At 71.9% G+C, this 20,049-nt stretch carries 20 protein-coding genes and 1 other RNA gene; 4 read left to right on the forward strand and 17 right to left on the reverse strand.

Annotated features, from left to right (window positions below; all coding sequences use genetic code 11):
• Nucleotides 1-30: 30 nt before the first annotated feature.
• From ABLE53_RS03630 to ABLE53_RS03640, 3 genes are all read right to left on the reverse strand, one after another.
• Nucleotides 31-315 (reverse strand): DUF3039 domain-containing protein, encoded by a 285-nt coding sequence (locus tag ABLE53_RS03630; RefSeq protein WP_348857271.1) that lies wholly within the window; start codon nt 313-315, stop codon nt 31-33.
• 34 nt (nt 316-349) lie between these two features.
• Nucleotides 350-913: a YqgE/AlgH family protein gene (locus ABLE53_RS03635; RefSeq protein ID WP_348857272.1), complete on the reverse strand. Its 564-nt coding sequence runs from the start codon at nt 911-913 to the stop codon at nt 350-352.
• 135 nt (nt 914-1,048) lie between these two features.
• Nucleotides 1,049-1,573, reverse strand: coding sequence for a hypothetical protein (locus ABLE53_RS03640; protein ID WP_348857273.1), 525 nt, complete (start codon nt 1,571-1,573; stop codon nt 1,049-1,051).
• Nucleotides 1,574-1,707: 134 nt separating this feature from the next.
• Between ABLE53_RS03640 and ABLE53_RS03645 the strand changes: the two genes are divergently transcribed.
• The gene (locus ABLE53_RS03645; RefSeq protein ID WP_348857275.1) at nt 1,708-2,421 is read left to right on the forward strand and encodes a TetR/AcrR family transcriptional regulator; all 714 of its coding nucleotides are present in this window, start codon (nt 1,708-1,710) and stop codon (nt 2,419-2,421) included.
• Nucleotides 2,422-2,436: 15 nt separating this feature from the next.
• On the opposite strand, the gene ABLE53_RS03650 is transcribed toward ABLE53_RS03645, so the two are convergent.
• On the reverse strand, nt 2,437-3,450 hold the full coding sequence (locus ABLE53_RS03650; protein WP_348857276.1) for a DUF3048 domain-containing protein: 1,014 nt from the start codon (nt 3,448-3,450) through the stop codon (nt 2,437-2,439).
• Nucleotides 3,451-3,668: 218 nt separating this feature from the next.
• Nucleotides 3,669-4,436 carry an SDR family NAD(P)-dependent oxidoreductase gene (locus tag ABLE53_RS03655; RefSeq protein ID WP_348857278.1) on the reverse strand — a complete coding sequence of 256 codons (768 nt, stop codon included), beginning with the start codon at nt 4,434-4,436 and terminating at the stop codon, nt 3,669-3,671.
• Between the two features lie 128 nt (nt 4,437-4,564).
• On the opposite strand from ABLE53_RS03655, the gene ABLE53_RS03660 reads away from it, so the two are divergent.
• Together ABLE53_RS03660 and ABLE53_RS03665 are read left to right on the forward strand one after the other, a co-directional pair.
• A complete protein-coding gene (locus tag ABLE53_RS03660; protein WP_348857279.1) occupies nt 4,565-7,666 on the forward strand; it encodes an ATP-binding protein in 3,102 nt (1,033 codons plus the stop codon).
• 55 nt (nt 7,667-7,721) lie between these two features.
• Nucleotides 7,722-9,131 (forward strand): FAD-binding oxidoreductase, encoded by a 1,410-nt coding sequence (locus ABLE53_RS03665; protein WP_348857280.1) that lies wholly within the window; start codon nt 7,722-7,724, stop codon nt 9,129-9,131.
• A gap of 39 nt (nt 9,132-9,170) precedes the next feature.
• On the opposite strand, the gene ABLE53_RS03670 is transcribed toward ABLE53_RS03665, so the two are convergent.
• The 3 genes from ABLE53_RS03670 to ABLE53_RS03680 are packed head-to-tail and all read right to left on the reverse strand — an operon-like array spanning nt 9,171 to nt 11,179.
• Nucleotides 9,171-9,581 (reverse strand): HIT family protein, encoded by a 411-nt coding sequence (locus tag ABLE53_RS03670; RefSeq protein ID WP_348857282.1) that lies wholly within the window; start codon nt 9,579-9,581, stop codon nt 9,171-9,173.
• Between the two features lie 9 nt (nt 9,582-9,590).
• Complete coding sequence (locus ABLE53_RS03675; protein WP_348857283.1) at nt 9,591-10,961, reverse strand: M15 family metallopeptidase; 1,371 nt, start codon at nt 10,959-10,961, stop codon at nt 9,591-9,593.
• A gap of 56 nt (nt 10,962-11,017) precedes the next feature.
• The gene (locus ABLE53_RS03680; RefSeq protein WP_348857285.1) at nt 11,018-11,179 is read right to left on the reverse strand and encodes a hypothetical protein; all 162 of its coding nucleotides are present in this window, start codon (nt 11,177-11,179) and stop codon (nt 11,018-11,020) included.
• Nucleotides 11,180-11,298: 119 nt separating this feature from the next.
• Between ABLE53_RS03680 and ABLE53_RS03685 the strand changes: the two genes are divergently transcribed.
• Complete coding sequence (locus tag ABLE53_RS03685; RefSeq protein ID WP_348857286.1) at nt 11,299-11,562, forward strand: metal-sensitive transcriptional regulator; 264 nt, start codon at nt 11,299-11,301, stop codon at nt 11,560-11,562.
• 167 nt (nt 11,563-11,729) lie between these two features.
• Here ABLE53_RS03685 and ssrA read toward each other — a convergent pair.
• From ssrA to ftsE, 9 genes are all read right to left on the reverse strand, one after another.
• Nucleotides 11,730-12,095: a transfer-messenger RNA gene (ssrA, locus tag ABLE53_RS03690) on the reverse strand.
• Nucleotides 12,096-12,177: 82 nt separating this feature from the next.
• Entirely contained in the window at nt 12,178-13,080 is a 903-nt protein-coding gene (locus tag ABLE53_RS03695) for an amidohydrolase family protein (RefSeq protein ID WP_348857287.1), read from the reverse strand.
• Nucleotides 13,073-13,552: an SsrA-binding protein SmpB gene (smpB, locus tag ABLE53_RS03700; protein ID WP_348857288.1), complete on the reverse strand. Its 480-nt coding sequence runs from the start codon at nt 13,550-13,552 to the stop codon at nt 13,073-13,075. Before smpB ends, ABLE53_RS03695 begins: the two co-directional genes overlap by 8 nt.
• A 40-nt stretch (nt 13,553-13,592) precedes the next feature.
• Nucleotides 13,593-14,354, reverse strand: a complete 762-nt coding sequence (locus ABLE53_RS03705) for a crotonase/enoyl-CoA hydratase family protein (RefSeq protein ID WP_348857289.1) — start codon at nt 14,352-14,354, stop codon at nt 13,593-13,595.
• Nucleotides 14,351-15,880 (reverse strand): class I adenylate-forming enzyme family protein, encoded by a 1,530-nt coding sequence (locus ABLE53_RS03710; RefSeq protein ID WP_348857290.1) that lies wholly within the window; start codon nt 15,878-15,880, stop codon nt 14,351-14,353. Before ABLE53_RS03710 ends, ABLE53_RS03705 begins: the two co-directional genes overlap by 4 nt.
• A 63-nt stretch (nt 15,881-15,943) precedes the next feature.
• Nucleotides 15,944-16,960, reverse strand: coding sequence for a UDP-glucose 4-epimerase GalE (gene galE, locus ABLE53_RS03715; RefSeq protein ID WP_348857291.1), 1,017 nt, complete (start codon nt 16,958-16,960; stop codon nt 15,944-15,946).
• Nucleotides 16,961-16,972: 12 nt separating this feature from the next.
• Nucleotides 16,973-18,241 (reverse strand): peptidoglycan DD-metalloendopeptidase family protein, encoded by a 1,269-nt coding sequence (locus ABLE53_RS03720; RefSeq protein ID WP_348857292.1) that lies wholly within the window; start codon nt 18,239-18,241, stop codon nt 16,973-16,975.
• 73 nt (nt 18,242-18,314) lie between these two features.
• Nucleotides 18,315-19,226: a permease-like cell division protein FtsX gene (ftsX, locus tag ABLE53_RS03725; protein ID WP_348857293.1), complete on the reverse strand. Its 912-nt coding sequence runs from the start codon at nt 19,224-19,226 to the stop codon at nt 18,315-18,317.
• 69 nt (nt 19,227-19,295) lie between these two features.
• Nucleotides 19,296-19,979: a cell division ATP-binding protein FtsE gene (gene ftsE / locus ABLE53_RS03730; protein ID WP_348857294.1), complete on the reverse strand. Its 684-nt coding sequence runs from the start codon at nt 19,977-19,979 to the stop codon at nt 19,296-19,298.
• Nucleotides 19,980-20,049: the final 70 nt, after the last annotated feature.

Here is a 20,049-nt window from a genome sequence, read left to right on the forward strand (position 1 = left end):
GCGAGCGCAGCGAGTGGTTCGGTGGGGTGCTCACTCGCCGTCCCCGCTGCCGGAGCCGGGGTTGTCGGAGAACGACTCCCAGATCTCCTTGCACTCGGGGCAGACCGGGAACTTCGTGCCGTCCCGGCTGGGGACCCACACCTTGCCGCACAGCGCCACGACGGGGGTGCCCATGACCATCGCCTCGGTGAGCTTGTCCTTCTCCACGTAGTGGGAGAAGCGGTCGTGGTCGCCCTCGTCGGTCGGGACGGTGCGCTCGTCCTCGCGCACCTTCTCGTCGACGTCGGTCGCGGTGTCGAACCCCAGGAAGGACATGCCGCAAGCCTACGTCAGCGGTCGGACGGTGGCGTCAGTTGAGGTCGGGGTCGGCGGGGCGGGTGGAGTGCCAGGCGAGGTTGCCCGGCTGGCGGCGGAGCACGTCCCGCCACAGCTCGGTGACCTCGTCGCGGAAGGGGTCGGCGTCCTCGGCCTCGACGACGTACCAGTCCCCCTCGCCGATCTCCCCGGCGAGCTGACCGGCACCCCAGCCGGCGTACCCGGCGAAGATCCGCAGCCCGCTCAGGCTCCCCTCGACCAGCTCGGGGGGAGTGTCGAGGTCGAGCAGGCCGAGCTGGCTGGCGCCCTCGACGGCACGGAAGCCGACAGGTACGTCGTCGGGGTCGCGCAGCAGCGCGACGGCCAGCGCTGCCTCGGGGCTGACCGGGCCGCCCTGGAAGAGGACGTCCGGATGGGCGACCGACCCGGCCCACGGATCGAGGACGTCGGCCACGGGGACCGGCGAGGGGCGGTTGAGGACCACACCGAGCACGCCGCCCTCGTCGACGTCGAGCAGCAGCACGACGGTGTCCATGAAGTTGGGGTCGCGCAGCTCCGGCGTCGCCACGAGCAGCATCCCCGCGCGGACCTCGGTCATGGCATCAGTGTGGCATCAGTGTCCATGCCGCACGCGGCGTACGGCGACCCCGGGCCGGCGCGGGAGGGAGCGCGGTCGAGGACCGCTGAGGGAGGGAGGGTGCGCCGGCACCGGGGTCGTCGGTCTGGGGCAGCTTCAGGCTGCGAGGGCCGCCTTGATGCGGCCGAGGAGCGAGGTCCCGCGCTGGGCGGGGACCGGGCCGAGCGGGCGGTACGACGCACGCGCCCGCTCCTCGATCGCGGCACCCGCGGGCACGGCGAGCTCGTCGGAGTAGGCGCCCTTGCCGGCCATGACGGCGAGGAGCAGGTGCTCCTTCGCGTGCGCCTTGGCCATGGTCTCCGCCATCCGGGCGTCGACGGGCTCGGAGCGGTAGTGGTCGAGGATGGCGCGGACGCCGGGCATCTCGGCCGCGGTCTGCTGCCACGCCCGGACCACCGCGGACTCGAGGTCCATCGGCTGGTCGTTGAGCTCCTGCTCGATGCGGCCGGCGAGGCGGGTGTGCCACTTCAGCTGCAGGGTCCCGAGGAGGCCGAGCTCGTCGTCGAACTTCTCGACGACGCCCTCCACGTCCATCGGGAGGAGACCGTCGCGACGCTCGTCGGCGACGGCCATCACGGTGCGCAGGATCTCTGCGCGGTTGTGGTAGGTCGTCCAGGTCATGAATGGCCCCCTTGGTTCGGACTCACATACCGTGAGTACGTACCCAAGGTACGGGCCATACCGACGGTAGGCCAATCTGACACGGGGTGATCCTGACCACCCGTGCCACAGCGGCCGCCACTACAGTGGGGTGGGTGCCGAAGCCGACTGTGAGCAAGCTGGTGCCGAAGGTCCCTCCTCTGCCGGGGGTTCCCGGGGCGTCACGTCGGCAGCAGTACTCCGCCTCGACCAAGCGCACGCTCGTCGAGGTCGCCGAGGACCTCTTCACCGAGCACGGCTACGCCAACGCCTCGCTGGACGCGATCGTCGCCGGCGCGGAGGTCACCAAGGGAGCGCTCTACCACCACTTCAGTGGCAAGCAGGCCCTGTTCGAGGCCGTCTTCGAGAAGGTCGAGTCGTCGACCGCGAAGCGGATCGAGCAGGAGATGAAGGGCGTCAAGGACCCCTGGGACAAGGCGCTCACGGGGCTGCGGTCGTTCCTCGCGGCGGTCCAGGAGCCGGCGTACCGTCGGATCGTCATCCAGGACGGGCCCGCGGTCCTCGGCTACGAGCGCTACCGCGAGCAGGAGGAGCGCTCGGCGTTCGCCGTCGTCCAGGACATCGTCCGCACGGTGCTGACCTCCGGTGGCCACAAGGTCGACGACGACATGATCGCGACGTTCGCGCGGATCTTCTTCGGCGCGCTCTCCTCGGCCGGGGAGTCCGTCTCGGGGGCCAGCGACGCGGTCGCGGCCGCCCAGCGGGTCGAGACCGCGATCGGGTTCATCCTGACCGGCATCCAGACGCTCACGGACCAGGGCGTGGCGCTGACCGGCGACGTGCTCGACGGTCTGCGCCACGACGCCTGAGCCGCGACTGCCTCGTCACTTCTTGGCGAAGGTGATCGAGCCGCCGTCCTTCGGGATCAGCTCGAGCCAGACCTTGCCGGCGGGGATGTCGAGGGTCTTCCCACCGGCCAGCGTGAAGCTGATCGGGGCATCCTCGCCCTTCTTGACCCAGGTCGCACGGACGAGCTTGCCTCCGTGGAAGATCCACGCCTTGCCCTTGCCGTTGAAGTGCGAGACCGGGACCGGGTTGCCGGCCGGATCCTTGTAGGGGGCGATCGAGGTCTTCACCTGCGCCGCGACGATCGTGTCGGGGTGGAAGACGTCGCCGGCGGCCATGTAGCCGTTCTGCAGGACGTACTTCCCGCCCTGGTACTTCCAGTCGTCGGTGCGCGCCGGCGAGAACCGGGCCTGGATCGACGTGGCCGCCTTCTTGGCCGGGAAGTCCGACTCCTCGCCCCACGGGAAGTAGTCCTCGGGCCGGGTCTCCTTGCCCTTGGCGCCCGCGCCGATCTTCTCGAGGTTCGCCATCACGCTGTGCAGGGTGTCGTGGGTGCCGTCGAGGTCACGGACGACGTTGGGGTCGCTCATGTCGATCCACGTGACGCCCGCCTTCTTGAGCGCGGCGTACGTGTAGGGGGCCGCACCGCTCGTGACCAGCCTCGCGCCGACAGGCGAGGCGATGCCGACGTCGGTGGCGCGCATGGAGCGGATCGGGCCGACCTTGCTCGGCAGGTCGGAGTAGAAGAACACCGCGAGCCGGGTGATGCCGCCCTCGACGAGCTCCTCGGTGACCATGTCGGCCTTGCCGAGGCCGATCTGGGGGTTGCTCGCCTCCGTGTTGTCGATCTTGGCGATGTAGACCGGATGCTTCTGCGCGGCAGAGCCGTCGCCGGTCACGTCCAGGCCGGTGAGCGGCCAGGTCGAGTCCAGGGTGGTCCCGGCCGAGACCTTCTGCGGGTCCTTGTCGGCCTTGTCGTCCGATCCCCCGCAGGCGGTCAGCGCGAGGCTCGCGGCGGCCACCAGAGGGATGAGGGCACGGGAAAGGCGCACGGCAACTCCATTGTCTGTTCTCGGCATTGTCGTCTGGTTCAGTGGTGTTTCGGACCCAGTGTCCGACGGATCGCTCCACGAACGCGGGAGGCGCGCCCTGCGCCGGGCGGCCTTGCGAGAGGGTAGGCGACGAGTGGTGAGCGGCGTGATTCGCCGCGAGCCAAGGGTGAGGTCGCACGCGCCCCGGCTGCCCGGGGCACGGGCGTCAGAACGGGTCGTCAGAGGAGCGTCGCGCCGCCGTCGACGTACACCACCTGGCCGGTGATGTACGACGCCTCGTCGCTGGCCAGGAAGGCCGCGGCGGCAGCGATGTCCTCGGGGTGGCCGACCCGCTTGACCGGGTTGCGGTCGGCGGCGGCGGCGCGGAAGGCCTCGGGGTCCATGCCGACCCGCTGGGCGGTGGCGTCGGTCATGTCGGTGACGATGAAGCCCGGGGCGACCGCGTTGACGTTGACGCCGAACGGGCCGAGCTCGATGGCGAGGGTGCGGGTGAAGCCCTGGATCCCCATCTTCGCGGCGGAGTAGTTGGCCTGGCCGCGGTTGCCGAGCGCCGAGGTGCTGGAGACGTTGACGATCTTGCCGTACTTCTGCGCCACGAAGTGCTTCTGGGCGGCCTTGCTCATCAGGAAGTGGCCCTTGAGGTGGACGCCCATGACGAGGTCCCAGTCCTCCTCGGTCATCTTGAAGAGCATGTTGTCGCGGATGATGCCGGCGTTGTTCATCAGGATGTGGAGGCCACCGAGCTCGGAGACGACCCGCTCCACCGCCGCGTCGACGTCCTCGGCCTTGCTCACGTTGGCGCCGATGCCGACCGACTTCGCCCCCTCCGTCAGCGGGAGCTTGGCGGCGGCCTCCGCGGCCGCGGTCTCGTCGAGGTCGATGACGGCGACCGAGGCACCCTCCTCGGCGAAGCGGGTGGCGACACCGAAACCGATCCCGCGGGCGGCACCGGTGATGACTGCGACGCGACCGTCGAAACGACCCATGACCAAACTCCTTGCGACTGCACGACAGTGGGACGCGCGTCACTCTAGGACAGGCTCGCCGGGGTCGCCTCCGCGGGTGAGGACGATCGGCCGTATCACAACCGGGCCGGCGAGGCTCATAGTGAGATGTGCTCACGGTCAGAGTTCTCGGTGAGCAGTCGCTCGCCGACACGGTCACCGGGGCCCGGGGCCGTTCGGCGCGGGCGCTGGCGCTGGTCGCCTATCTGGCGTGGCACGCCGGCGTTCCCCAGCCGCGGGGGCTGATGGCCGAGCTCTTCTGGCCCGACTCCACCTCGGCTCAGGCGATGACGAACCTCCGCCGCGAGCTGCACGCGCTGCGCCGCATCGTGCCCGCGGAGGCGCTCGCGGTGACGGCGAGCAGCCTCGCCTGGTGCGACTCCCCCGGCTGCGACGTCGACCTGCGCACCTTCGCGCGCGAGCGTGAGGCGGCGCTGCGGCCCGGTGCGACGCCGGCCGTCGTACGTCGTCATGCCCGGGTCGCCGTCGCGGCGTACGGCGGCGACCTCCTGCCAGGGCTCGACGAGCCGTGGGCCGACGCGGCGCGCGAGGAGCTCCGGGCGCAGTGCCTCGAGCTGCTGGACCGCCTGGCCGGCGCCGCCAGCGCCGTCGAGGACGTCCCCGGGGCGCTCGACGCCGCCCGGCGGGCGGTGGCGATGGCGCCGCTCGAGGAGTCGCGCTACCTGACGCTCATGCGGCTGCAGTCAGCCGCCGGCGACCGGGCGGCGGCGATCGAGACCTACCGCCGCTGCCGGGCACTGCTCGAGCGCGAGCTCGGCGTACGCCCCGCCCCGGCGCTCGCCGTCGAGCTGCGGCGCCTCCTGGCCGCCGGCGACCCGGACGCGCCGATCGAGGGCGGGGCCCCGGCCCCGGACCGGACGGTGGGCGCCCACCTGGGCGTGCCGCTGGTCGGCCGGACCGCCGAGGTCACGGCGCTCGTCGCGGGCTGGCAGCAGGCCACGACCGGCCGGGGCCCGTCGGTCGCGGTGGTCCGGGGCCGGCCCGGGCTGGGCAAGACCCGGCTGGCGGAGGAGGTCGAGGCGGTCGCCCGGGCGCAGGGTGCCGTGGTGGCGGCCTCGTCCTGCTTCGGTACGGCGGGCCGGGTGGCGCTCGCTCCGGTCGCGGACTGGCTGCGCTCCTCCGGGGTGCGGGCGGCGACCGCGTCCCTCGACGACGTCTGGCGGGCGGAGGTGCTCCGGCTCCTGCCGGAGGACGGCGCGACGCTGCCGCCGAGCGAGCGGCCGATGGCCGACGCGTGGCAGCGGCACCGGTTCTTCGAGGGGCTCGCGCACGCGCTCTTCGCCGTACGACGGCCGACGCTGCTGGTCCTCGACGACCTGCAGTGGACCGACGAGGAGACCCTCGCCTTCGTCTCGCTGCTGCTCCGGCTGGCGGCCGGCCGCCCGCTGATGCTGCTCACGACGGTCCGGGAGGACTTCCCGCCGCCGGTCGCCGAGTGGCTCGCGCAGCTCCCCTCGACGGGACTGTCGCTCACCGTCGTCACCCTCGAGCCGCTCGCCCGGCCGGAGAGCTCAGCGCTGGCCCGTGCGCTGGCCGGAGGAGACGTCGACCCGACGACGCTCGACGCGCTGGTCTCGGTGTCGGGCGGCTACCCGCTCTTCCTGCGCGAGGCGGTCCGCTCCGGGATCGACGCCGGCGCCGCCGCGACCGGATGGCACGACGTGCTCACCATGCGGCTGCGGCAGCTCTCGCCGGCCGCGCAGGAGGTCGCGGCGCTCGCCGCGGCGGTGGGGCGCGGCTTCGGGCTGGACCTGGTGGCGGATGCCGCAGGCCGCGACGGCGGCCCCGGGCCCGAAGCCGTCGTACACGCGGTGGACGAGCTGTCGCAGGCGGGGATCCTGGTCGAGGCCGACGGCGGCTACGACTTCTCCCACGACCTGCTCCGGGAGGCGGCGTACGCCGGCGTCTCGCCTGCTCGGAAGTGGCTGCTCCACAACCGGCTCGCCCTGGCGCTGGAGCGGGCCGGCCCGGAGGACCCGGCCGTCGGCGTACAGCTCGCCGACCAGTACGCCCGCGCCGGCCGGCCCGAGCAGGCGCTCCCGCACTACGCCCGAGCCGCGAAGTCGGCGGCCGACCGGTTCGCCCATGCCGAGTCCGTGAGGCTGTGTCACCAGGCGCTCGCGCTGGTGGCGACGCTGCCGCCGGGCGACGTCCGCGACGCGCACGAGCTCGCCTTCCTGCGCGCCGAGGCCGCGCCGCTCAACGCGATGCAGGGCTACAGCTCCCGGGCGCTGCAGGGAGTCCTCGAGCAGGTGGTCCGGCTCGCCGAGAGCTCGGGGCACACGACCGATCTCGCCGAGGGCCTCCTCGGCCTGTGGTCGTGCCGCTTCGTGCAGGGCGACGTGGAGCGGTCCTACGAGTTCGCGCAGCGCGCGCTCGCGACCGGCGGCGACCAGCGGCTCGTCGCCGAGGCGTACTTCGCCGCCGCCGGCACCGCGATGACCCTGGGCCGGCTCGCCGAGTCGCTCGACCGGTTCGCCCAGGCCGAGCGACTCAGCCCCGGTAACGGTTTCCTCCTGGTCGGCACCCAGCCGGACCGGCACCGGCTGGCCTGGCAGGCCCACGCACAGCTCCTGCTCGGAGATCCGCAGGGAGCCGTCGTCAGCCGTACGGCGGCGATCGACCAGTCCCGCGAGGACGGCCATCCCTACACGCTCGCGGTCGCACTGGCGTACGCCGCCGTGACCGACCAGATCCGTGGCGACCGCGACGCGCTCGCGGACACCGCCGTCGAGCTGCTGGAGGTCACCACCCGCTACGAGTTCGCCTACTACGGCGAGTGGGGACACGTGCTGCACGGCTGGCTCATCGGCGGCGAGGCCGGGACCGCCGAGGCGCGCCGCGGCATCGCGACGCTGCGCCACCAGGGTTCGCTGGTGCGGATGCCGTACTGGCTCTCCCTGCTCGCCGACCTGCACGCCGCGGCGGGTCGCGACGAGGCGGAGGTCGCCGCCCTCGACGCCGCGCGGGCGCTCGCCGGCGCCCGCGGCGACCGCTGGTGGCTGCCGGAGATCCTGCACCGCCTGGCCGTCGTCCGCGGTGACGAGCGCGCCCGCGCCGCTGCCGAGCGGCTGGCCACCGAGCAGGGCAACCGGCTCCTCCTCGACCGGCTCACCACCGTCCCTGGCCCGCGCGGTGGCGGCTCCGCGCTCCGAACGCGCCGAACGCTGGGCGAACGCTCCCGCTCCTAGGTTTCCCGGCAGTGCCCAGGGTGGGCACGCACCCGGAGACGGGGAGGGAGATTCCATGACCACGACAGAGCAGACCCACGCGGCCCCGCCGTACGAGGAGCTGGCCGGGCGGCTCCACGGCCGGCTGGTCCTGCCGACCGACGAGGAGTACGACGACGTGCGCGCCGTCTACAACGGGATGATCGACAAGCGACCCGCGGCCGTCGCGCTGTGTCACGACGCCGAGGACGTGGCGGCCGCCGTACGGTTCGGCACCGCCCACGACCTGACGATCTCCGTCCGCGGCGGCGGACACAACGCCGGCGGCCTGGGCGTCGCCGACGACGCGCTGGTCATCGACCTGGCCGGCCTGGACACGGTCGACGTCGACCCGACGGCAGGGACCGTCGTCGTCGGCGGCGGCTGCACCTGGTCCCAGGTGGACGCCGCCACCGTCCCGCACGGCCTCGCCACCCCGACCGGGTTCATCTCCTCGACCGGCGTCGGCGGGCTGACCCTCGGCGGAGGCACCGGCTACCTGACACGGCGCTACGGGCTCACCATCGACAGCCTCATCGGTGCCGAGGTCGTCCTCGCCGATGGCTCGGCCGTGCACGCCGACGAGACCGAGCGCTCCGACCTGTTCTGGGCGCTGCGGGGCGGCGGCGGGAACTTCGGGGTGGTCACCAGCTTCACCTTCCGCTGCCACCCGGTGGGCGAGACGGGCAACGTCATCGGCGGACCGGTGCTGTACGACATCGCCGACACCGGCGACGTCCTGCGGTGGTACCGCGAGCTCCAGCCCTCGCTCCCCGAGGACCTCAACGGGTGGCTCGGGCTCATCACCATCCCGCCGGCGCCGCCGTTCCCCGAGGAGCTGTGGGGCCGCAAGTCGTGCGCGATCGTGTGGTGCTACATCGGGCCGCACGACCGGGCCGACGAGGTCCTCGCCCCCGTCCGCGACTTCGGCTCGCCGCTGGTCGTCGGCCTCCAGGAGATGCCGTTCACGATGCTGCAGAGCGCCTTCGACGCGCTCTACCCGAAGGGGCTGCAGTGGTACTGGCGCGCCGATGTCTTCCAGGAGATCTCCGACGAGGCGATCGCCGTGCACGAGGAGTTCGGTCGCCGCCTGCCGACCGGGCAGTCGACCATGCACCTCTACCCGATCGACGGCGCGGCAGCCCGGGTCCCGGAGACCGCCACCGCGTTCCCCTACCGCGACGGCGGCTGGTCCGGCGTCATCGTCGGCGTCGACCCCGACCCCGCGAGCGCTCCGCTCATCACCGCGTGGACGAAGGAGTACTGGGCCGCACTCCACCCGACCTCGGCCGGGGGCGCCTACGTCAACTTCCTGATGGGCGACGAGGGCGCCGACCGGGTCCGGGCCTCCTACCGCGGCAACTTCGAGCGGCTGCAGCAGGTCAAGCGGACCTACGACCCGGGCAACGTGTTCCACGTCAACCAGAACATCCCGCCCGCGTCCTGACCCGACGCTGCGCCGGGCCCGGTCGGCTGGTCCACGAGATCAGTCCAGGGCCAGGCGCAGCCGGCCGGCGTACTCCTCCGCCTCGCCGTCCTGGTAGGCGTGCCGCGGCCAGAAGAAGCCGCGCAGCCCGTCGCCGCGCGTCCGCGGTACGACGTGGAGGTGGAGGTGCGGGACCGACTGGCTCACGACGTTGTTGACGGCCACGAAGCTGCCCTGGGCGCCGAGCCCCTCCACCATCGCCGCCGCGAGCCGCTGCCCGTGGGCGAGGAACCCGTCGCGCAGCTGCGCCGGCAGGTCCGGCAGGGTGACCACGTGCTCCTTGGGGACCAGCAGGACGTGACCCTTCTGGACCGGCCGCCGGTCGAGGAACCCGAGGAACCGCTCGTCCTCGACCACGATCTCCGCCGGCGTACGACGCTGCACGATGTCGCAGAAGACGCAGTCGCTCATGTCCGCAGGCTAGTCGCAGACCACGTCCTCGCAGCCGGGCACGACCAGCGGCCGGCCGTTGACGGTGACGTCGAAGTGCTGGGTGTCGCCGAGGCCGTAGGTCCACCTCAGGCCGTGCCGCGCCATGATGCGTACGACGGGGTGCTTGGCGCTCCGCCAGGCGACCCGCGGGTGGGAGTGGGACTGCCACCACCGGTCGGGGACGATCCCCTGCGCCGAGCGGTAGGGGTTCTCCCAGGTGTTCACGTCGAGCGCCCGGCCGTAGGAGTGCGGCGAGCGGACGCCCGGCCGGCCGGTGACGTCGCGGCAGTTGAACGCGGAGGTGTTGCCGGCCGCCATCGAGGCGTAGTCGTTGCCGCCGTGGGACCGCTTGGAGTAGCCGAACCGGTCGACGCGGTACATCGAGCGGATCGGGTAGCCCTTGCGATACATCTCGGAGAGCGCCCCCGCCATGTTGTCGATCGCCCCGGCGGCCGCGACCAGCTCGCCCCGACGGCGGTAGCCGGAGTAGTCCCAGTAGTTGATCCGCAGCAGCCGCAGGCCGGCGCGGCCGACCGGACACCCGCTGTGCCACGAGATCCCGGTCATCTGCCGCCAGATGCGGTTCGGGATGCGGCTGATCACCGCGTGCGGGCCGGCGCCCACCGCGTGCGCCTGGGCGCCCGGGTGCCGGCGCGGCCTCGGTGCCTTGGCGGGCAGCGCGACGGGCCTGCCCGGCGGGACGTTGTCGAGCCTGTGCACGGCGCTGGTGTCCCAGGCGACCCAGGTCATGGAGCCCTTCGCACGCCACGAGGTGTCCAGCCGGGGGCGCACCGTGAAGCGGGCGACCCCCTTCGCGTGGGTGCGGACCCTCGTCACCGTCCGCCACTTCCCGCCGGGATAGCGCCGGTCGATGCGTACGACGCCGGCGACCGGGTCACCGGCGCCGGTGCGCCAGCGGACGGTGAGCGTTGCCGACCTCTCGTCCACGACCTTGCCCGGGCCGGTCAGCGACAGCACGCCGACCCGCTTCTTCAGCGGGAGCGTCTTCGTCGCGGTCGCCTTGCCCGCGTCGGGGTCGCTGTAGGTCACCCGGACGACGTTGCCGGCGGGGTCCTTCCAGACCTTCACCTTGTCCGTCGCCCGACCCTGACCGTCGGTCGTCAGCTCGGCGACCTTCCTCCAGGTGCCGTCGGTACGGCGCTCGAGGGTCAGCGCGGCATCCGCCAGCGGATCGCCGTCGCCCGTCGTCGCGGTCACCCTCAGCGTCGAGTCGCTGCCGGCGTACGCCTGCGTCGCGGTGAGCGTCAGGCTCGCCGTTGGCGGCGCCGCCTCGGTGACGCCTGGAAGCGCCACCAGGCCGATCAGGGACAGGGCTGCGAGCAGGCTTCCGAGGCGCATGGTGGCGACACCCTATCCGCCGCGGCCTGCCGTGGTGGGCTGGCCTGCGGCGAGTCTCAGCGGCGGAACAGCCTCGAGAGCAGGCCGGTCGCCGGCTCGTCGGGGTGGCCGGGGCACCACTGGTCGGTGGGTACGCCGGCGCGGACCTGCGCCACGTGCTGGCCGCAACCGGCCCAGGTGGTCTTCCCGCAGGTCTTGCAGCGGACTGGTCGGCACATGTCGTCTCTCCTCAGGTCGGGTCCGGTCAGGCCCGGCTCTCGCCCGGCTCCAGTGCATCCGCGAACTCACAGAAGGCGTCGTAGGCCCGCGGGCCGTAGGTCGTGAGAAGGAGACGAGCGTGGACCTGGCACCCGACGAGATGAAGGCGATCATCCTGCGGATGAAGCGCGCCCACGGACACCTCGGGAGCGTGATCCGGATGATGGAGGAGGGCACCGACTGCGAGTCCGTCCTCACCCAGCTCGCCGCGGTCAACAAGGCGCTGAGCAGGAGCGGGTACGCCATCGTCGCCGCCGGCCTGCAGCACTGCCTCGCCGAGGGCGGCGAGGCCGACAGCGTCGACCTCGCGAAGATGGAGAAGCTGTTCCTGGCCCTTGCCTGAAGACCGGACGACAAGGCCACACTGGCCCGTGACGACGAGTACGAACCCGGAACCCCAGCCCCGTGAGGAGGGGGTGCGGGGGACGAAGTCCCCCGCAGCGGCGCGGAGCGCCGCCATGAAACTAACGAGGCCGTGGCGAGCGCGAAGCGCGAGCACACGGCCTTGCCGAGTGGAGCTGCGGGGAATCGAACCCCGGTCCTCGAGCGTCGTACCAGGTCTTCTCCGGGTGCAGTCTGCGATGTCGTGTTCTCAGTCCCGGCGCTCGCACAGACACGTCACCGACGGACTCAGTCGGATTGTTGTCCCCACCGCCCCTCCGACGAGAGCTGGTGGGTGAGTCTCCTAGTCGACGCCAGGTTCAGGGACGGAGACGGATGCCCTGACTGACGGTACGGTCACCGCTCAGGCGGCGAGAGCGTACGACTGCTTGTTGTCGGCAGTTATTGGTTTCCAGCGATCGTTAACGAGATGACGCTGGCTCCTCGACCCGCTTCCCCTGGGACCAACGTCCCAAGTCGAAACCGATCAGCCCCTCTTGAGTTGTGCGCGTGCCATCTTAGCGGGCGGGACCGACAGACCCCGAACCGGTTTCGAGACGGTCGCTGCGCGACCTCCTCAACCAGCGCCGAAGAGGGCGACGCAGTTGTCCCAACACACCGCCCGGAGCCATTGTTCCCCGAGGCCGAGCCGCTCGAGGGCGTCGAGCTGGTGGACGTAGGGATAGGGGATCGACGGGAAGTCGGTGCCGAGCAGGATCCGGTCACCGAGGTCGGCGAGGCGCGGCAGCAGGTCGGTGGGGAACGCGTCGATCGCGTCGAAGAAGTCGGTGAACGCCATCGTCGTGTCGAGCCGCACGCGCGGGTAGCGCTCGGCGAGGGCGATGAAGTCGGCGTACTCGGGCGCCCCGAGGTGGGCGACGATCACGACCAGCCGTGGGTGCCGGGCGAGGACGCGGGCGAGCGGCTCGGGGCCGGTGTAGTCGTTGCCGACCGGGCCGGAGCCGCAGTGGACGACGACGGGCGTGCCGGCCTCGGCGAGGAGTCCCCAGACGGGGTCGAGCAGCGGGTCGTCGAGGTGGAACTCGCCCACCTGCACGTGCACCTTGAAGACCTCGACGCCGTCGGCGAGGAGGTCGGCGACGTACGCCGGCGCCTCGGGCTCGGGATAGAACGTGGCCGACCACAGCGACTCGGGCACGCGTACGGCGAAGTCGCGCGCCCACGCGTTGAGGAACGTCGCCACTCCGGGCTTGTGGGCGTACGCCAGCGCGGAGAAGCGGCGTACGCCGAAGTCGCGGAGCAGCGCCACCCGCTCCTCGTCGGGCAGCTGGTAGCGGATCGGCCACGGCCGGCCCAGCTTCGGGTGGTGCTCGGCGAGCGCGAAGACCTCCCACACCGCCCGCTGGACCGGTGGCGCCATGAAGTGGACGTGGACGTCGAACAGCCCGGGCAGGTCGTGGCGCTCCCACCAGGCGCGCACGTCCGGGGCGTCGCCCGAGACGGCGCGCAGGTCAGTCACGCAGTCCCTTCAGCCGGCGTCCGACGGCCTGCTCGGTCTCGCGCCGGGCGGTGCGCTCGGCGATCGTCTGCCGCTTGTCCCACGACTTCTTGCCCTTGGCGATCCCGATCTCGACCTTGGCCCGGCCGTCGCTGAAGTAGAGCGAGAGCGGGATGACGGTGAGGCCCTTCTCGGAGACGCGGCGGTCGATCTTCTCGATCTCGGCCTTGTGGAGCAGCAGCTTGCGCCTGCGGCGCGCGGAGTGGTTGGTCCAGGTGCCCTGGGAGTACTCCGGGATGTGGACGCCGTGCAGCCAGGCCTCGCCGCGCTCGATGTCGACGAACCCGTCCACGAGCGAGGCGCGCCCCTGCCGCAGCGACTTCACCTCGGTCCCGGTCAGCACAAGACCGGCCTCGAAGGTGTCCTCGATGTGGTAGTCGAAGCGCGCCTTCTTGTTCTGCGCGACCATCTTGCGGCCCTGCTCCTTCGGCATCCCACCATTGTCGCAGGTGGGAGCAACGGCATTGAAAGCCTCAGAACGCCCCGTGGCGCCCGGCGCCGCCCGCGAACCGGCCGGCGCCCTCGACGCCGTCGGCCGCGAGCGACTCCATCCCCACCGCGAACTCGTACGCCATCGCCTCCGCCGTCGGCCGGCCGAGGCCGTGGAGCAGCGAGCGTCGGTCGTTGCGCAGGCAGGTCTGCGGGAAGGCCGCCAGGTCTGCGGCCAGCTCCTCCGCGGCGGCGCGGGCCTGCCCGGGAGGTACGACGCGGTTGACGAGCCCCATCGCGAGCGCCTCCTCGGCCCCGACCGGGCGGCCGGTGAGGACGAGGTCGAGCGCCCTCCCCCGCCCGACGACCTGCGCCAGCCGGACGGTGCCGCCGTCGATGAGCGGCACGCCCCAGCGCCGGCAGAAGACACCGAGGATGGCATCCGCCGCGGCCACCCTGAGGTCGCACCACAGCGCCACCTCGAGACCGCCGGCGACGGCGTACCCCTCGATCGCGGCGACCACCGGCTTGGACAGCTCCAGGCGGGTGACGCCCATCGGTCCGTCGCCGTCGGGGTCGAGCCGGTTCTGTCCCGCGGTGCCGACGGCCTTGAGGTCGGCGCCGGCGCAGAAGGTGCCGCCGGCTCCCCAGAGCACGGCGGCGGACGCCGAGTCGTCGGCGTCGAACCCACGCAGCGCGTCGGCGAGCGCCTCGGCGGTGGGCCGGTCGACGGCGTTGCGGGCTGCCGGACGGTCGAGGACGACGGTGGCGACGGGACCGTTCCGCTCCACGGAGACCGCGCTCATCGGCCCTCCCACAGCGGGTCGCGCAGCGCACGGCGCAGGATCTTGCCGACCGCCGACTTCGGCAGGCTGTCGGCGAAGACGACGCGCTTGGGCACCTTGTAGCCGGCCAGCCGCTCGCGGCAGACGGCCCGCAGCTCGTCCTCGGTCGCGGAGGCCCCCGGCCGCAGCGTCACGAAGGCGGTCACCGCCTCGACCCAGGTCTCGTCCGGCGCGCCGACGACGGCGCACTCCGCGACCGCGGGATGGGTCGCGAGCGCGTCCTCGACCTCGCGCGGATAGACGTTGTAGCCGCCGGTCACGATCATGTCGCTGCGCCGGTCGACCAGGTAGAGGTAGCCGCGCTCGTCCGCCCGGCCCATGTCGCGGGTGCGGATCCAGCCGTCGGGGGTCAGCATCTCCGCGTTGAGCTCGGGCGCCTCGTGGTAGCCGGACATCTGGAACGGCGCGCGGATCCACAGCTCCCCGATCTCGCCGGCCCCGAGCGGACCGCCGTCCTCGGCGACGAGCCTGACCTCCACGTCGACCGACGGGTGGCCGCACGAGCCGAGCAGGGTCTCGTCGAGGTGGTCCTCCTTGTCGAGGACGGTGAGGCAGAGCGGTGCCTCGGTCTGGCCGTAGTACTGCACGAAGATCGGGCCCCACGCCTTCATCGCCTCCTCGATGAGCGGCCGCGGCATCGGGCTTGCGCCGTACACCACCGTGCGGAGCGAGGAGACGTCCCCCGACGTCGCGACCCCGGTCGAGAAGAGCATGCCGAGCATGGTCGGGACGAGGTTGATCTCGGTGACCGACCAGCGCTCGATCGCCGCCATGAACTCCCGCGGCTCGAAGCCCGGCAGGACCGCGGAGGCGCCGCCGCGCAGCCAGTACGGCAGCACGAACGTGCCGCTCGCGTGGATCAGCGAGGCCGCGTGGAGCATCACCGAGTCGCGGCCCGGGTCGACGAGGTTGGCCAGGATGTTGGTGGCGATCGCCGCCCACGAGCCCTGCGTGTGGGTGGCCGCCTTGAGCCGGCCGGTCGTGCCCGAGGTGAAGATGAGCAGCATCGGGTCGTCGGCCTGGAGGGGTACGGCGGGGTCTGTCGGCGCCAGCGCGGCGGCCTCGGCCAGCAGGTCCGGGCCGCCGCCGGCGCCGGACGCGCCGAGCCCGATCGCGGAGAGCCCGTCGACGCGGCCGAGGAGCTCCTCGGCGACGCTCGTCAGCTCCGGGGCGTGGACCAGCCAGGCGACGCCCGTGTCCCGGAGCATCCGCTCGTGCTCGGGCACCGAGAGCCGCGCGTTCAGCGGCACCCGGACGAGACCGCCCTTGATGCACGCGAAGTCGAGCGGCACCGACCACAGCCCGTTGCCGACGAGCAGGCCGATCCGCGCGCCCTTGCCGAGACCGTGTGCGGCGAGGAAGCCGGCGATCCGGTTCGCCGCCTCGTCGACCTCGCGGTAGGTCAGTGACTCGTCCCCGGACAGCACGGCCGTGCGGTCGGCGTACCTCGCCGCACCCCGCCTCACCAGATCAGCAGCGATCGCCATGCGCCGACACTGTCGGCGTGGCGCGCGTCACGTCAAGCGGTCGACCGGCTCGACCACCGCTCCTCAGGCGTCGGGAAAGCCGTTCGGGTTCTGCTGCTGCCAGCGCCAGGTGTCGGCGCACATGTCGTCGATGGTCTTCTCGGCCACCCAGCCCAGCTCCTCGCGGGCGCGGGCGGTGTCGGCCCAGTACGCCGGCAGGTCACCCGGACGCCGCCCCACGACGCGGTAGGGCAGCTCGTGGCCGACGGCGCGCTCGAAGGCGTGGAAGAGCTCGAGGACGGACGTGCCGACCCCGCCGCCGAGGTTGAAGGCGCGGACCGGCTCAACCATGGCGTCGAGGTGCTCGAGCGCGGCGACGTGGCCGCGGGCGAGGTCCTCGACGTGGATGTAGTCGCGCTCGCAGGTGCCGTCGGCGGTCGGGTAGTCGTCGCCGAACACCTCGAGCTCGGGGCGCCGGCCGACGGCGACCTGCGCGATGAACGGCATCAGGTTGTTGGGCCTGCCCTGCGGGTCCTCGCCGATCATCCCGGAGGGGTGCGCGCCGACCGGGTTGAAGTAGCGCAGCAGCGCGATCCGCAGGCCGTGGGCGGGCGCGACATCCCGGAAGACCTGCTCCTGCATCGCCTTGGTCCAGCCGTACGGGTTGGCGGCCGTCAGCGGCTCGTGGTCCTCGCGGTAGGGCACAGGCGCGTCGCCGTACACGGTGGCCGAGGAGGAGAAGACCAGCCGGCGTACGTCGTGGCGGGCCATCGCGCGCAGCAGCGAGAAGGTCGAGCCGAGGTTGTTGGTGTAGTAGTCGAGCGGGTTCTCCACGCTCTCCCCGACCGCCTTGAAGCCCGCGAAGTGGACGACGGCGTCGAACCGCTCGGCGTCGAAGAGCCGCTCGGTCTTGTCGACGTCGGTGAGGTCGAAGGCGTGCACCGGGATCGGCCGGCCGGCGAGCGTCTCCAAGCGGGCGATCACCGTCGGCTTGCTGTTGGCGAAGTCGTCGACGACGACCACGTCGTGGCCGGAGGCGATCAGGGCGAGGACGGTGTGCGAGCCGATGTAGCCGGCACCGCCGGAGACGAGGACCTTCATCGGTCGAGGATTCTAGAAGCCGATGAGACGGGCGGGGTCGACCGGGTTGCCGTCGCGCAGGATCGTGAAGTGCAGGTGGCACGCCGTGGACCAGCCCGTGGTGCCGGCGTACGCCACCGTGTCGCCGCGTCCGACCACCTGGCCGACGTGGGCCTTGTAGGCGGAGATGTGGTTGTAGACGGCGACGTAGGAGTGCCCGTTGATCCTGCCCAGGCTGAGGTAGAGCCGGTTGCCCCAGACGCTGGAGTAGTACGTCGCGATCACCTTGCCGGTGTCGATCGCCCGCTCCGGCGTCCCGCACGGCGCGTGCAGGTCGTCGCCGTTGTGGAGGCCCCAGTAGTGGTAGATCGGGTGCTCGCGCCAGCCGTACGGCGAGGTGATGTAGGTGTTGAGCACGGGCGTCGCGAACATCCCGCCGAGGTTGGAGACGTGCCGGTTGGCCGCCTTCGCCGCCAGCTTCAGGATCTGCTTGCGGATCGCCTCCTCGCGCTTCTGGAGGCGGGCGAGCACGGCGCGGTCGTGGGCGCGGACCCGGGCGGCGGCCCTCGCCGCCTTCTTGCGGTCGTCGAAGAGGACGAGCACCTGGTTGCGGGCGAGGATCGCGTCGTGGCGCAGGCTCTTGACCTCCGCCACCTTCTCGGCCGCCTCGTCCTCCTTGGCGGCGACGGCGTCGGTCGCGTCCGAGACGTCCTGCTCGCGGACGGTCAGGACCGCCTGCGCCGCCTGCAGCCGCTGCAGCGTGTTGTCCTGGGTGCCGGTCACCGCGTCGCCGTACGCCTGCTGGCGGGTGAGGTCCTCCAGCGAGCCGGCGCCCATCAGCGCGGAGAGCTGCTGCAGCGCCGGGTCGCCCTGGCTGAAGGTGTCGAGGGCGTGGTCACGCAGCTCGTCGCGCTGGTCCTCGACGTCCTTCTTCCCCTCGGAGAGGGCCGAGCGCGCCTCGCGGAGCTGCTCGCGCTTCTCCGCGAGCTCGCGCCTCAGCCTGGCGTCGGCGCGGCGCGCCACCGCGAGCTTGCCGTTGACCTCGTCCAGGTGGGACCTGGCCCTGGTCAGCCGGGCCGAGGCGGTGCGGAGCGCGGCGCTGGCCTTGCGGAGCGCTGCGCTCGACTCGTCGAGGTCGTGGGCGGCCTGCTTCTGCTGGGCGTGGACGTGCTTCTGCTTCTGCTCCAGCTGGTGACGGTGGTCCTCGGCGTCCGCGCCGGGCGCCGCCAGGGCGATGGTCGCCACAGCGACGAGCCCGCCGGCAATCGCACGGCGGCGGGCGGCACGGGGGAAGGGACGCACCGTCGGTCTCCGCTTGTTCGTTCGGGGTCGTGCCCGATCTGGTGAGGAACGGATCGACCGTAAGCGACGCGGCTCAGACTTTGAGGTATTTGCGTGTGAGCAGGAGTGTCGGGATGAGCGTGAGCGCGACGCCGAGGATCGCCACGATGAGGAGCGACACGGCGTACTCGTGCCAGCCGACCCAGTGCGTCCAGTGCGCGTTGGACAGCCGGCGTACGACGCCCAGCCACATCACCAGCGCGAGCGCACCTCCCGCGAGGACGATGCCGACGACCGCCGTCACGAGCGCCTCGAGGAGGAACGGCAGCGCGATGTAGAGCGTCGAGGCGCCGACCAGCCGCATGATGCCGATCTCGCGTCTGCGGGCGAACGCCGCCAGCCGGATGGTGTTGGCCACCAGCAGCAGCGCCGCGATGACCAGCAGCACGGCCCCGATCAGCGCGGCCGTCTGGAGCCCGTCGATCGCGCTGAGCACCGGGCCTATCGTCTCGTGGTTGTCGGAGACGTGATCGATGCCGTCGAGCCCCGCCACCGCCTCGACGATCTCGGAGGCCTTGTGGGGGTCGGTCATCGTGACCCAGTAGGACTCCCACATGTCCGACTGGCGCACGACCGGGTCGGAGCCCGACCAGTTGCTCTTGTCGGAGATCGCCTTGAACCGCTCGTAGGCCTGGGCCTGGTTCTCGAAGTCGTACGAGTCGACGTACGGGTTGTCGTCGAGGGCCTTCTGGATGACCTTCTTCTGCGAGTCGTCGACGGCACCGGTGCAGCCGGCGTTGCGGTCGTCGACGCCGTTGCAGAGGTAGAAGGTGATCTGGAGCTCGTTGCCCCAGACCTCCTCGGTCAGGTCGGCCTGCTGCCGCAGCAACAGCCCGATGCCGGCCAGGGTGAGCGAGACGAGGAGGGTGAGCACCACGGCGAGGTGCATCGACAGGTTGCGACGCAGCCCCTGCCGGAGCTCGGTGAAGACGTAGCGCAGCTGCATGGAGTGGTGTGGGACTTTCGTGACGTGGTTCGCGGACGGTACGGCGGGCGCGCCTGGCGGCGCGGTCGCCTAGAAGCCGTAGCCGCCCTGGGACTGGTCGCGTACGACGCGACCGGACTCGAGCTCGATGACGCGCTTGCGCATCTGGTCGACGATGCCGGCGTCGTGGGTGGCCATCACGACGGTGGTCCCGGTCCGGTTGATCCGGTCCAGGATCTTCATGATCCCGACCGAGGTGGCCGGGTCCAGGTTTCCGGTGGGCTCGTCCGCGATCAGGATCATCGGCCGGTTGACGAACGCGCGGGCGATCGCGACGCGCTGCTGCTCACCGCCGGAGAGCTCGTCGGGCATCCGCTCGCCCTTGCCGTCCAGACCGACCAGCTCGAGGGTCTCGGGAACCCGCTGGGCGATCTCGTGGCGCGAGTGGCCGGTCACCTGCATCGCGAAGGCGACGTTCTCGGCGACGGTCTTGTTCTGCAGCAGCCGGAAGTCCTGGAACACGGTGCCGATGTCGCGGCGCAGCCGCGGCACCTTCCACCCGGCGAGCCGGTTGATCTCCTTGCCGGCGACGTAGACGCGGCCGACCGTCGGCCGGGTCTCGCGCAGGACGAGCCGCAGCGCGGTCGACTTGCCGGATCCGGACTGGCCGACGAGGAAGACGAACTCGCCCTTCTCCACGTCGACCGACACCTGCTCCAGCGCGGGCTTGGTCGTGCCGGGGTAGGTCTTGGTGACCTTCTCGAAGCGAATCACCGGGCTGAGGGTAGTCGACAGGTGGGCGCCCTTCCCCATCCGCGGATCCGGCCCCCGGCTGCCGCGGCCT

It is taken from the genome of Nocardioides asiaticus (assembly GCF_040049175.1).
Classification (GTDB): domain Bacteria; phylum Actinomycetota; class Actinomycetes; order Propionibacteriales; family Nocardioidaceae; genus Nocardioides; species Nocardioides cheoyonin.

Excerpts from the sequence above, each read along its gene's own strand:
- ABLE53_RS03630 (WP_348857271.1), bottom strand. The coding sequence starts at position 315 with ATGTCCTTCCTGGGGTTCGACACCGCGACCGACGTCGACGAGAAGGTG.
- ABLE53_RS03635 (WP_348857272.1), bottom strand. The coding sequence starts at position 913 with ATGACCGAGGTCCGCGCGGGGATGCTGCTCGTGGCGACGCCGGAGCTG.
- ABLE53_RS03640 (WP_348857273.1), bottom strand. The coding sequence starts at position 1,573 with ATGACCTGGACGACCTACCACAACCGCGCAGAGATCCTGCGCACCGTG.
- ABLE53_RS03655 (WP_348857278.1), bottom strand. The coding sequence starts at position 4,436 with ATGGGTCGTTTCGACGGTCGCGTCGCAGTCATCACCGGTGCCGCCCGC.
- ABLE53_RS03665 (WP_348857280.1), top strand. The coding sequence starts at position 7,722 with ATGACCACGACAGAGCAGACCCACGCGGCCCCGCCGTACGAGGAGCTG.
- ABLE53_RS03670 (WP_348857282.1), bottom strand. The coding sequence starts at position 9,581 with ATGAGCGACTGCGTCTTCTGCGACATCGTGCAGCGTCGTACGCCGGCG.
- ABLE53_RS03675 (WP_348857283.1), bottom strand. The coding sequence starts at position 10,961 with ATGCGCCTCGGAAGCCTGCTCGCAGCCCTGTCCCTGATCGGCCTGGTG.
- ABLE53_RS03680 (WP_348857285.1), bottom strand. The coding sequence starts at position 11,179 with ATGTGCCGACCAGTCCGCTGCAAGACCTGCGGGAAGACCACCTGGGCC.
- smpB (WP_348857288.1), bottom strand. The coding sequence starts at position 13,552 with ATGCCGAAGGAGCAGGGCCGCAAGATGGTCGCGCAGAACAAGAAGGCG.
- ABLE53_RS03705 (WP_348857289.1), bottom strand. The coding sequence starts at position 14,354 with ATGAGCGCGGTCTCCGTGGAGCGGAACGGTCCCGTCGCCACCGTCGTC.
- ABLE53_RS03710 (WP_348857290.1), bottom strand. The coding sequence starts at position 15,880 with ATGGCGATCGCTGCTGATCTGGTGAGGCGGGGTGCGGCGAGGTACGCC.
- galE (WP_348857291.1), bottom strand. The coding sequence starts at position 16,960 with ATGAAGGTCCTCGTCTCCGGCGGTGCCGGCTACATCGGCTCGCACACC.
- ftsX (WP_348857293.1), bottom strand. The coding sequence starts at position 19,226 with ATGCAGCTGCGCTACGTCTTCACCGAGCTCCGGCAGGGGCTGCGTCGC.